At 38.3% G+C, this 12723-nt stretch carries 11 protein-coding genes; 9 read left to right on the forward strand and 2 right to left on the reverse strand.

Annotated elements, in window-relative coordinates:
• Positions 1 to 174: 174 nt before the first annotated feature.
• A complete protein-coding gene (locus ABXZ32_RS14045; protein WP_354619323.1) occupies positions 175 to 1074 on the reverse strand; it encodes a lipid A deacylase LpxR family protein in 900 nt (299 codons plus the stop codon).
• A gap of 359 nt (positions 1075 to 1433) precedes the next feature.
• On the opposite strand from ABXZ32_RS14045, the gene ABXZ32_RS14050 reads away from it, so the two are divergent.
• Positions 1434 to 1682: a hypothetical protein gene (locus ABXZ32_RS14050; protein WP_354619324.1), complete on the forward strand. Its 249-nt coding sequence runs from the start codon at positions 1434 to 1436 to the stop codon at positions 1680 to 1682.
• A 380-nt stretch (positions 1683 to 2062) separates the two neighbouring features.
• Here ABXZ32_RS14050 and ABXZ32_RS14055 read toward each other — a convergent pair whose 3' ends face one another.
• Positions 2063 to 3709, reverse strand: a complete 1647-nt coding sequence (locus tag ABXZ32_RS14055; RefSeq protein ID WP_354619325.1) for a hypothetical protein — start codon at positions 3707 to 3709, stop codon at positions 2063 to 2065.
• Between the two features lie 375 nt (positions 3710 to 4084).
• Here ABXZ32_RS14055 and ABXZ32_RS15790 point away from each other — a divergent pair, with 375 nt between their 5' ends.
• The 8 genes from ABXZ32_RS15790 (at position 4085) to dsrP (ending at position 12597) form a co-directional block, all read left to right on the forward strand.
• Positions 4085 to 4534 (forward strand): DUF7738 domain-containing protein, encoded by a 450-nt coding sequence (locus ABXZ32_RS15790; RefSeq protein ID WP_456291328.1) that lies wholly within the window; start codon positions 4085 to 4087, stop codon positions 4532 to 4534.
• A gap of 116 nt (positions 4535 to 4650) precedes the next feature.
• The gene (locus ABXZ32_RS14065; protein WP_354619327.1) at positions 4651 to 5937 is read left to right on the forward strand and encodes an alginate export family protein; all 1287 of its coding nucleotides are present in this window, start codon (positions 4651 to 4653) and stop codon (positions 5935 to 5937) included.
• Positions 5938 to 6230: 293 nt separating this feature from the next.
• Complete coding sequence (locus ABXZ32_RS14070; protein ID WP_354619328.1) at positions 6231 to 6467, forward strand: hypothetical protein; 237 nt, start codon at positions 6231 to 6233, stop codon at positions 6465 to 6467.
• 7 nt (positions 6468 to 6474) lie between these two features.
• Positions 6475 to 8802, forward strand: a complete 2328-nt coding sequence (locus ABXZ32_RS14075; protein ID WP_354619329.1) for a molybdopterin-dependent oxidoreductase — start codon at positions 6475 to 6477, stop codon at positions 8800 to 8802.
• A 3-nt stretch (positions 8803 to 8805) separates the two neighbouring features.
• Positions 8806 to 9522 carry a cytochrome c3 family protein gene (locus tag ABXZ32_RS14080; protein WP_354619330.1) on the forward strand — a complete coding sequence of 239 codons (717 nt, stop codon included), beginning with the start codon at positions 8806 to 8808 and terminating at the stop codon, positions 9520 to 9522.
• Positions 9512 to 10141, forward strand: a complete 630-nt coding sequence (locus ABXZ32_RS14085) for a cytochrome c3 family protein (protein WP_354619331.1) — start codon at positions 9512 to 9514, stop codon at positions 10139 to 10141. The genes ABXZ32_RS14080 and ABXZ32_RS14085 overlap by 11 nt, the downstream gene beginning before the upstream one ends.
• A 10-nt stretch (positions 10142 to 10151) precedes the next feature.
• Positions 10152 to 11273 carry a 4Fe-4S dicluster domain-containing protein gene (locus ABXZ32_RS14090; RefSeq protein ID WP_354619332.1) on the forward strand — a complete coding sequence of 374 codons (1122 nt, stop codon included), beginning with the start codon at positions 10152 to 10154 and terminating at the stop codon, positions 11271 to 11273.
• Positions 11274 to 11364: 91 nt separating this feature from the next.
• Positions 11365 to 12597: a sulfate reduction electron transfer complex DsrMKJOP subunit DsrP gene (gene dsrP / locus ABXZ32_RS14095; protein ID WP_354619333.1), complete on the forward strand. Its 1233-nt coding sequence runs from the start codon at positions 11365 to 11367 to the stop codon at positions 12595 to 12597.
• Positions 12598 to 12723: the final 126 nt, after the last annotated feature.

A 12723-nucleotide genomic window follows, 5' to 3' on the forward strand; every position in this document is an offset into this window, starting at 1 on the left:
CAATGAATCCGTTGTTTATATTTGATTTATATCAAAACAAGCTTGCTTCGAGCCGGATTAAATGTACGAAAACTTTTGAATTGTAGTAAATATACTAAACAATGATTTTAGAGCCAACAAGCAAATCAAACTAAAAAAGGAAAATACGTCAGGTAACCAGTGTTGGAATTATCGTTAAAAGCTCCGGGCATAGGAAAGGATAATATATTTGTGGGCCTGGGTTCTTTGTGATTCGGGAGAATTGATCCGGTAGCCGGCCCAATAATTATTTTTGCCAAAACGGTGCTTAAAATCAAAGCCAAAATACCAAACATTTCTATCTGCTTCCACTACTAAAACAGAATCATCTCCCCATATTTTACCTTCCAACAAAGCATTGTGGTGCACAAACCTGTGGCCTGCCATAAGGGAAAAAAATATTTCCCTGTCCATTGTTCCCAATCGGTTTTGTGTCATACTGGAGGATAAAGGATCCCTTCTTCCAAAAGTTGCCATAAATTCCGGATACACATAAATATCCCTTGTCCCAAAAGCAAATTGTGGTTTAATGGACATGTGTACGCTAAAGGGGTTGGGGGACAAGCGCCATTCTTTTAAATAGCTTACATAGATATTGGCATGTACACTATTCTCCATTTGATTTCCCCACACGGGGGGATCGGATACCACAAAAGTATGGTGGTACCATTTTTGAAATCCACTTGCTCCAGATGCAGGGCCGGCTACACCAAATAGCAGATCGGCCTCTAAAAGATTGGAATTTTTTATATGTGACCATCCTGCTTGGATGCCTAGAAAGCCCACATAGGGCCTGTCCAAATCCGCTATATCGCGTGATTTGATATCAGAAGGGGTATATATTTCTTGTCCAACAGAAAATTGGAGTTGTTCCTTACCTGAAGACAGAATACCTTTTTTTAAAAGTTGGCGGTACGTTAAAAATAGGCCAGAGGAATAGTAACGGTCCGTAAAAGTCAAAAAATCATTATCGTGCCTCAATTCCAATTGGTGCCGAACAATTTTCACGGAATCTTTGTCCACCGGAATTTGACCATTGGCAAAGAGGGTATTCAACAGTGTGAATACGAAGATGAGTCGGTGGGTATAGTGGGAATCCGTAGTGCTGATTATTTTAAAACGGTAGGAAGGTAATACTAATATTTAAATGTTGATTCTAGAACTCAAAAGAATGCCTAAAGTGAGTAGTATAATGCACTATCAAAGAAAAATGAATAAAACGGTACAACCTCGCCGGGAGGTTTAGGATGAAAACCCCGGGCCCCAACGGTAATATTGAAATCCCATTATTTAATCTATTGCATAATATTTTAAGTTAGTCTAAATATAAAATACTATAAACCAGTTATTTAAATTGTTTCTAAAGCTTTATGGTATTAACTTAAGGGTATGTAAAATTTTAAAATCTAGAAATCATGTCCATACGTTTAGGAAATAGCTGCAATAATTGTGAAAACCTTACAGACACTATGATGTGCAAGGTACATCTCGTAAAAGTAAATAACTCTTATACCTGCGATAGCTTTGAGATGAAGGCAGTCTTAAAGAATGATCCCAATTGCACCACTTGTGCCCGATACCAAGGCCCTACCTGTGCCAACCCACAAAAAGCTGCCCCTGATATGCTATGCTCACATTGGGCACCACAGAATGCAACGGCCTAATTGGCTATTTAAAACCGACCTAAAAAAACAGTTTTGTAAAAAGCTGTTTTTTTTATTCCCATGCTTCTTGAAATGACAAAATATCTGCGGCATAGGATTTAATATTCAAATCAGGCTTTTCCAAGAAAACCATGGTCGCTTTGCGCCCTGTTTTTGTTTGTCTCCAAAGCTGGGACAAAGTCCAATTTTAAAAGTTATATGAAAAACTGGATTCTTACCTCCGCTTCACTTCGGAATGGACCAAGGGGGTGGTTCTATATAATTTATATATTGTTTATTGAATTCTATTTAATATCTGAATTCTTTTTAAAGTACTTAAGTAGAGGATATCACATTAAATTGATACAGATGGGATTGATGTAATTACAACCTATTCGGGGCTAATCAGTAATAAAAGTTCTCATATTGGTCAATTCCCAACGTCCCAAGGATATAGGAATATTTCCAATGGAATTCAGTTGGTCGAAAAACTTCTTCATTTCAAAAGGTTCGTTATTTAATTCTTTCATCCTAGCGTATTCGGCCATCGTATTTTCAACTAGATATTTTCCTGTTATATAACTTGTTCCATAACCTGGTTGGCGTAGATAAAGATGCTGCTCAAAAAGTAATAGTTCTTTTTCTGTTTTCATCCAACCACGAGGGGTGTATTCTGAATGGATGCTTCCCGCTTCTTCCATGGTCATTTCATTGGCATGGGCATAAAGCGATCCCAAACCACGGGCAGCACGCTGGGCAATCATGATATAAACAATTTCTCTGGATCGCGGTTGATCATCATAGAGACCGGCATCCATAAACATTTCTTCAACGGCGGTGGCCATACCTTCATTTCTTGAATCAAAAATATTGTATAACAATGGGCCTTTTCTAATTTCACTTTTATGGGGTTCTGTGTCCATACGAGCCAATTCAAACCAATGGTAAAAATGGGAATACAATGGGCGTTGATCATAATGCGCTGTAATCCAAAAAAAGTTGCGTTTGTCCTTGGGGACAAATGCGCCAAGATGTTGATTTAAGGCAGGCTCAAAATAGTCCTTTACAGTTACCATTTCATTTTCATCTAAAAAATTGAGTAAACTCTTGGCTGAAGCTTTTGCACGATTATCGTACTCTTCAGGGGTATTGGCATCGGTAAGTTGGGGCAATTTTCTGTTTCGGTGTTCTTCTAATTTTAAAGCAGCCCAGGCTCGGGTAAGCTCTGTTTTTAAAAGCATTACCTCATCTTCCCAAGTCAAAGGCACCAAATGAACATTTTGTAGGTACCAGGTATACTCATCCTTACCTATACCGGATGGTCCTGTTTTAGTATTAGCTTCGGTCTGAAGCCAATCTACCAAAGCATTGGTAGATTGAATGGCATTGTCAATAGCCTTGAGTAAATTTTTATCCTTAGACACTCCGGGAAAATCCTTTATTGTGGTTAGGTTTTTGCTCTGATCTTTAATATCACGTATTCCTGCAATCCAAAGATCTTTGGCATTGCCTGTCAAATTTATTTTTGCCTGTTCATTTATTGCGGGAATAACTTTTAAATCGGTTATTAATTTTTTAGAACCTTCCTTATCCAAAGGAAATTTATAGGTCCAAAGCTCGGTTATACCGTGGTGGGTTGGTCCTTCATGTGCAGGGACATCACTTCTGTCTGTCCAGAGCGACTTGTAAAAGGCGGGATCCCTTTCCCATGGGCGCAGCACTCTTTGGTTAAATTCATACCCCTTCATTTCTGCATTTACAATATGCCAATCAACCTGATATGGAATAGGCCAGGAGATGGTGTCAATGTTGCGTAGTTTATCTCTTAAGATTTTAAATGCGGGTACTCTTTTCTCAAAGGTTTCTTTTGTATAATCGGGTGCTCCGTTGCGTAAAGGAGGATTTTCAAAAGTTCTCCATTCTTTGAATAAAGCCACTAAATTGGCGTAGTCTTGATTTTTAAGCTGTGCTAAACCTGAAGTGGTTATAAAACCTATGAGTAGGATACTCAAAAACAGAGATTTTTTGCGGAGAAGATTAATTTTCATAGAAATGCAAATTGATAAGTCTAAATATAGCATATCAGGTTAAAACAATAGGTCGAATAATTGTTTTTTGTTCTGTAGTTAGAATAGAATTAATGAATCTAAAGAAGCGGATCAAGGAAACCGATTCGTTGATTTTGGTGCTGTTAGTGTTTGTTATTGGAACTAACTTCTTTCCACCGCTCCTTATCTGAAGTGGTTTGGGCTTATTAGTTTGAAGAAACCTCAAATTTGGCGATATATAGCCAATATTTCTTATTGCCTGTATAGTGAATCTACCCCATCTGGCATTCTGATACTCTACATTAAATACAACTATGAATCGGAATAAAGCCAAATTTATCAACTATGCTCAAAAAAATAAATATCTTGCCTTTTATGGGACTATTTGACTTCAGAGACATAAACAAAAGAAAAAAAAGGGGAAACCCTATTGTCATACATTGTGATCATAATGAAATACGATTCAATCACACTACAGTAAGTTTTCCAACAAACTATTCAGTCCTGAAAAATATACTGGGTGAGGCTACACGTATAGAGCCAATGAAGCAATCTAAAAGTAAAGTGTACCTATGGGATGATCTTGGCATCTATTGCTCTACAAACGATCCAGAAAAAATGTTGATGCTATTGCTTGTAGAAGACAATAGATATGGTCTAGGCCATCAACCTAAAAAGAACTTTACAGGTTTGGTTTTGATAGACGGTGAATCTATTGAGAATACCTTACAAAATGTTGAGGCAGACAGACCCTATATGTTACGCTCAATAATCAAAGAGAACAAACAAGTAGCTATTGCTCTTGGCTGGAATCCGGGTATTTAAAAAATCCGACTATTTACGACCAAACTAAAATTATTCCTTTGTGCAGATGACAAAAGTCATCTTTGCTTACAATTGAATAGCTAATCTTTGGGGCTTTATATTTAATATTAGATCTAATGTCCTATTCTAAAATTTCAAGTGTACTCCTTTTTTTACTCGTATTAACGTCAATTAATAGTTCAGGCCAAACCCTAGAAGTAGATGCAGATTTAAGAGCTCGTTTTGAATATCGGCACGGTTTCAATAATTTGTTTCCAGATGACGCAGATCCTGCCGCTTTTGTCAACCAGCGCACACGGCTTAACATTGGTTATAAAGCAGAAAAACTTCAACTATTTATCGCTGTTCAAGACGTGAGCACCTGGGGAGACACAAGACAACTACTCGCTATAGACGGAAATGATTCTTTTTCGTTATTTCAAGCATGGGGACAATTATCCATTAATGAAAACTGGTCTGCCAAAGTGGGCAGACAGGTTATTTCGTATGATGATCAGCGTATTTTTGGAGGCCTCGATTGGGCTATGCAAGGCCGTTTTCATGATGCTGCAATCATAAAGTACAATAAAAATGATGTAATGCTCGATATAGCTGGTGCCTTCAGCCAAGAAGAACCTACAAATGAAGGAACAGCGTTTAATATTCAGGGGTTTTTTTCTTATAAATCAATGCAGTATGCCTATCTCAAGAAATCATGGGAAAACAGCTCTGCAAGCTTTCTGTTTTTGAATACGGGATTTCAAAATTTTACGGACAATACGAACAACATTCCAGATGGTGTTTCCTATAGACAGACAACCGGATCTTATTTTGAATTTCCCATTCAAAATGTAAAGTTTACAGGAAGTGCTTATTATCAATTTGGGGATGCAAATGCCACAACAGATTTAGCTGCTTATCAACTGTCACTTGAAGGGACGTATAAAACCGAGAAAGTACTTTATGGGGCAGGGATTGAAATTCTAAGCGGAACGAACCAAGATGGAGATTCTAAAAATAAATCTTTCTTTCCCCTATATGGCACCAATCACAAGTTTAATGGCTTTATGGATTATTTTTATGTGGGCAATCACGCTAATAATGTAGGGCTTAATGACTTTTATGCAAAAATGGTATTTACTACAGGAGAAAATTCCAATGTCCTGTTAAAAGGACATTATTTTGCAGCGAATGCAGACCTTACAGGCAATGCAGATACATATTTGGGAACAGAGATTGACCTGGTATATTCCCAAAAACTAATAAAAGACGTAAGTCTAAACGTTGGGTATTCCCATATGTTTGCTTCGGAGAGTATGAGCCTGATAAAGGGTGGAAGACCTAATGATAATACCAATAACTGGGGATGGGTTCAATTAATTATTAATCCTAATCTCTTTAAAACTGAACTTAACAAATCATAAAATAAATAATCAGTTCTTATTTATTATATGAAACGCAATCTTATCGATTGCACCTATTTTTCATTCTTCTAAGCCCATCTTACTGCTATTTCATTGGTGTTGTTCAATTTTTTTATGGTCACATACGATGGATTTAAAAATAAAACTGTTGACAAAATTCAAATACAACACATACTTTTTGAACCATTAATGACATTTGTCACATTTTTTAAAATTCCATTTTTACATTTTTGTTAAAATATCAGTAGTGATTTTTTTGCAACCGACCTTTTCTCATTTTAAAACCAATACTAATGCCAATAAAAAGCTACATAGCCCACGCTATCACGGGGAAAAAAGAAGAATTAATGAATGCATTGAGAAGTCTGGATCAATGTGAAGTTGTTCCTGCAGAGAATCAAGATGTTTTGGCTTTGGTTACAGATACACGTGACGAAAAGGAAGATGAAATGCTAAAAGAAAAAATAGAAGCCATAAGCAGTCTTAAATTATTGTCTTTAGTCTCTGGTTTCAACACACTTCAAAATTAATACGTTCATGTACAAATCAACCACCAATAGAAGGAGCTTTATTAAGAAAATGGCCATGTTATCAGCGATGACAGCTGCAGCGTCAATTTTTCCCGGAATTGTTTTCGCAAGCGATCAAGAAAAAGGAATTCCTAAAGGCGCAAATCTGGATTGGAAAAAAGGACCTTGTAGATTCTGTGGGGTAGGATGCGGGGTACTTATAGGTACTGAAAATGGTAAAGCGGTCGCTGTAAAAGGTGACCCCAACTCCTCTGTAAACAAGGGGCTATTGTGTGTAAAAGGATATCACCAGATCATGTGCATTCAATCCAAGGATAGGCTTACACATGCTTTGGTCAAGAAAAATGGCCGTTATGTTAAGACTCCTCTGAATGAAGCTTTAGATATTGTAGCAACAAAAATGAAGGAGACCATTGCATCGCATGGTAAAGATTCCGTTGCCATGTATACCTCTGGGCAGTCGACTATACCTGAAGGCTATGTTGCTTCCAAATTCATGAAAGGTGCTATTGGCACCAATAATCTGGATTGTAATGCGCGTCTATGTATGGCAAGTGCGGTAACAGGCTTCTTGACCACTTTTGGGGCAGATGAGCCCATGGGCTGTTATGAGGATATTGATCATGCGGATTACTTCATCACCTGGGGTAATAATATGGCAGAAATGCACCCAGTATTATTCTCAAGAATGTTAGAGCAAAAGACCAGACGTGGGGCAAAAATTATTGACTTCGCTACTAGGACTACGCGTTCCAGCACAGCTTCTGACAAATCCATCTTATTTGAACCTCAAACCGACTTAGCCGTGGCAAATGCAATTTGCTATGAGATAATAAAGAACGGATGGGTAAATAAATCCTTTGTTGAGAAGCATTGTACATTTAGTAAGGGCCTTACCAATATGGGATATGGGCTTGAGGATAATTACAAATTTACAGATAAGCCGGAGAAAATAGATTTTGGAGCTTATAAAGTGTTCCTGAAGGATTATAGTCCAGAAAAGGTTTCAAAATATTCTAAGGTATCGGTAAAAGACATAAAATATTTAGCATCAATTTATGGTGATCCCAATAAGAAAGTAGTTTCCTATTGGTGTATGGGGTTAAATCAGCATACACGAGGCACCTGGATGAATAATCTTGTTTATAACATTCATTTATTGACCGGGAAAATTTCGCAACCGGGAAATGGCCCCTTTTCATTAACAGGACAACCTTCTGCTTGTGGTACGGCTCGTGAGGTAGGTACATTTACCCATAAATTGCCACACGGCGTGGTAACCAATAAGAAGGACAGGGAAATGGCCGCTAAGATCTGGAAGGTTCCCGTTGAGCGAATTCCCGCTAAACCTACCTATCACGCTACGGAAATGTTCAGGGCAGTAGATCGTGGAGAAATAAATTTTATATGGATACAAGCTACAAACCCATTGGTATCATTGCCCAAGACAAGTAGATATCGCCCAGGTATGGAAAAGAAGTCGTGTTTCGTCGTCGTTTCAGATGTTTTTCCAACGCCTACTTCGGATGTGGCGGATGTTATTCTTCCAGCTTCATGGCATATTGAGAAAGGTGGTCTATATGGTAATTCTGAACGAAGAACCCAATATTGGGATAAAATGATAGAAGGGCCGGGAGAAACTACCCCAGATGCATGGATGTTTATTGAAGTGGCAAAAAGGATGGGCTATGGAGACCTGTTTCCCTATAGTAAGGAAAACCATGTTGAAGAAATATACAACGAGTACAGGCAATTCCATAAAGGAGCAAAGCATGGTATGGCGCCACTAGAAGTGCTTAAAAAAGAATCTGGCGCAATTTGGCCTTATGTAAACGGAAAATCAACGCAATGGCGTTTTAATGCCAAATATGATCCTGCTTGTTCCAATGGAGAGGAATTTCACTTTTATGGGAATGCAGATGGAAAGGCCATCATTTGGCAACGCCCATTTGAGGATGCTCCGGAAAAGCCAGATCAAGAATATCCGTTTTGGTTAAATACAGGGCGAGTTATAGAGCACTGGCATACAGGTTCTATGACACGCAGAATTCCGGTATTGCATCAGGCTATGCCCAATGCATACGTAGAGTTTCATCCTGACGATGCAAAAACACTAAGTATCAGAAATGGAGAAAATATAAAAGTTACTTCCCGAAGGGGTTCTTGTATTTTACCTGCTTCCATCAACGAAAGAGGCTTACCAACCAAAGGGCAAGTGTTTGTTCCTTTCTTTGATGAAAATATGCTTATTAATGATGTGACACTAGATGCTTTCTGTCCCATTTCTAAAGAACCCGATTATAAGAAGTGTGCTGTTAAAGTAGAAAAAGTATAAACAATGAGAAAGAGACTTGGAATCATATCATTTTTTGTAGTCTTCTTTATAGCATTCATAACTGTTTGGAGCTTTAGTTACCAGCAGGGATTGGAAGGAGCATATACGCCTATTATCGATACGCCCACGGGAAATTTCATTCCCTCGGAAAGTGGTGTTTTTAATGGTTTTAATATTGCCGGTCGGGATAATGCAAATATGCCCATAGACGAGAACCATCAGCGTTCGCTTAAGGACTATTATGACAATAGAGCCTTTCCAGGAGCTCCACCAAGTATTCCGCATCCAGTTGCCAAAGAGCGAAGTTTTGGCGGAAACACGTGTATACAGTGCCATCAAAATGGAGGCTTTGTAGAAAAGTTTAATGCGTACGCCCCTGTGACTCCACATCCAGAAATGGTTAATTGTCGCCAATGTCACGTAACAAAAAATACCAACTCTACTTTTAAGGAATTTGCCTTTTCAAAAGCACAACCGCCTCAGGTGGGTGAAGGCATGAACAATGCAATGCCTGGAAGTCCTCCTATGATCCCTCATCAATTACAGATGAGAGAAAGTTGTATCTCTTGTCACGCTGGGCCGAGTGCGCCAAAAGAAATTAGGGTGACACATCCAGAACGGGTAAACTGTAGACAATGCCATTTGCCACAAAACACCATACAGCCAAAACTAGATACTAGTACTTTTTTAAGACAATTCGATAAAATAGATGAGAAATAGAAAACTGATATATTACTTTCTAATACTTCTAGCAGTATCCTTTTTCTCTTGCAAAGAGGAAGTGGAATACCATTCGATAACTGATAAAATTGAAGCAGAACAGAAACCATATCACGGTACACTTACGTCTGAAGAGTTATTGGCTGATACAGAGCTAATCAAAATCACAGAAGGGGAGCATATATTTTTCATACCAGAAAGAAAGGGGCAAATTAAATCATTTGCCTGCATTGAATGTCATAGCAAACCTGTTGCAAAAATGAAGGGCCAAGAGGGACAAAAAGCTCATTGGAACATAAAACTTAATCACGCTACCACTGAAACTATAAATTGTGCAACCTGTCATAATGGAAATGACATGAACAATCTTAATACATTGACTGGTCAAAACGTAGATTTTAACCTTAGTTATAAGCTTTGTGCTCAATGCCATTTTAGTCAGTTTGAAGATTGGAAAGGAGGGGCCCATGGTAAAAAAGTGGCAGGATGGGCACCACCACGCGCCTCAATGACCTGTGTGAATTGCCATAATCCCCATAGTCCGGCCTATGAAAAAAGATGGCCGGTACAGTTTAATACACAAAAGGTTATAGATCGTGAAGAAGGTTTAGGTCATTAAAAATAAAGGTATGAGCGAAAATAAAAAATGGTACTCTCTGGACCTAGGTCTAAAAAATAAAAAAGAATCTTCAGGATCTTGTGGATGCGGTAACGCTCAAGGAAGTTGCAATAGCCAGAAAGAAGAAATTAATGCTGAAGAATTTTATGAGGCTGCCATAAATGCCTCAATTGGGGAAGAACGACACAGAGATGGTTTCGAACAGGTTTTTGATGTCAAAATGGATAGAAGATCAGCTTTTAGAAAACTAACGGCTAGTCTGCTCATTGGGGCGGGAGCCATTAGCACATCGTGCAGTGTAACAACTGGTGCAGACACTAAAGAAAAGGCCCAGATTGATTGGGAAGAACAGTTTAAGGGGAACTATAAATTGATGACGGATGAAGAGAAACAAGGTACTATAAATCGGCTGATGCGTTCGTATGAATTAAGTACAGGAAAAAATATTAGTATGACGGCAGAAAATGCAGAAGAGGACGTTCTCTTTGGCTATGCCTTTAATATTTCCAAATGTCAAGGTTATATGGACTGTGTGAGTGCTTGTGTAGAAGAGAATAATCAAGATAGAAATTCACAAATGCAGTATATCCGTATCCATGAAATGAAAGATGGGGAAGGGTTTAAGTTTGATAAGGCAGATGATAATTACTATCACGAAGTGCCTGCAGAAGGTCATTTTTATATGGGTACGCAGTGTTTTCATTGCGACAATCCGCCTTGTGTTGAGGTTTGTCCCGTACAGGCAACTTGGAAGGAAGAAGATGGTCTTGTGGTTATAGATTATGATTGGTGTGTGGGCTGTCGCTATTGTATGGCAGCATGTCCCTACGATGGAAGAAGATTTAACTGGAGTAAACCAGAAGTGCCGGAAAATGAAATAAACAAAAACCAGCACTACCTAGGAAATAGAATGCGTAAAAAAGGAGTGATGGAAAAGTGTACTTTTTGCGTTCAACGTTCAAGAAAAGGAAAAAACCCGGCCTGTGTTGAAGCTTGTCCTACTGGAGCCAGAATTTTTGGAAACCTTTTAGACCCCAATAGTACCATCAGATGGGTATTGGAAAACAAAAAGGTCTTTAGGCTCAAAGAAGACCTGGGAACAGAACCGAAGTTCTGGTACTTTATGGATTAACCATCAGAAAAGCATAGCAAGAGAAAGTATATAAATCAAAGTGTAGGGCATAATGACAGCACCTCACTAAGTTGATTTAAAACAATAGATAATGAGACGATTTAAAGTATTTAAAAGTTTGGTGATCGATAGTTTGGATACGACTACCAAAGGATCTAAAAAGTATCATATCTGGATGGGATTTTTGACCCTAGTGATGCTCATTGGGATGTATTGTTATTCCATTCAATTAGACAAAGGACTCAGTGTGACAGGAATGTCTGATGGTGTTAGTTGGGGACTTTATATTTCAAACTTTACGTTCTTGGTAGGAGTTGCTGCTGCTGCTGTTATGTTGGTAATGCCTACCTATATACTAAGAGATATAGATTTTAAACAAGCAGTACTTATAGGAGAAGGGTTGGCCGTAGCCGCCTTGATTATGTGTCTGGCCTTTGTTGTGGCTGATATGGGAGGTCCGTCCGTACTTTGGCATATGTTGCCCGGAATAGGAGTTTTTAATTTTCCAAATTCCATGCTAACATGGGATGTTATAGTATTAAATGGATATCTATTCATAAATATTAGTATTCCATTTTATATACTTTTTAGACATTATCAAGGAAAAGAAGCAATGAAAAAAGTGTATGTTCCAGGTGCTGTGCTCTCTGTGTTTTGGGCTGTGGGCATTCATTTGGTCACCGCTTTCTTGTATCAAGGATTACAGGCCCGTCCTTTTTGGAACAATGCCTTATTGGGCCCTCGATTCCTTGCCTCCGCCTTTGCTGCCGGACCCGCTCTCATTATTTTAGTCCTAGCAGTAATTAGATCATTTACAGAATTTAAAATAGAAGATAAAACAATCAAGAAAATAGCTCTGATTGTAACTGTAGCTGCCCAGATAAATTTAATAATGCTGGTATCTGAATTATTCAAAGAATTTTATGCTCCCACACATCATAGTGAGAGTGCTTACTATCTATTTTTTGGACTACATGGGAAAAGTGCATTGTTGCCTTGGATATGGACAGCTATTCCGCTTAATGTGATGGCAACAATTATGCTCACCTTTGGCAAACTAAGAAACAATCTCAAAGTATTATACTTCTGTTGTTTTGTCCTATTTGTCGCTATATGGATTGAAAAAGGGTTTGGCTTAATTGTTCCAGGTTTTATTCCAGGACCTTATGGAAAAATAGTTGAATATCTGCCTACAGGTATTGAAATAGGTGTTACACTAGGTATTTGGGCATTGGGAGCATTTGTCTTTACGATATTGGCCAAGACTGCAATTGGTATTGAAACAGGAGAGTTAAGGTATAGAAGTAAGGAAATTTCTGATTAGCGATTCTGCGTCAACTTAATTTTTACTCCAAAGCCAATGCAAGTATTGCTTTTTTAGTAGCGGGAACTAGATTGATTCCTCCGCTTCACTTCGGAAAGAGCCTAGGGGGTGGCTTTACCAAGAAAA

Source organism: Sediminicola luteus (genome assembly GCF_040566555.1).
GTDB lineage: Bacteria > Bacteroidota > Bacteroidia > Flavobacteriales > Flavobacteriaceae > Sediminicola.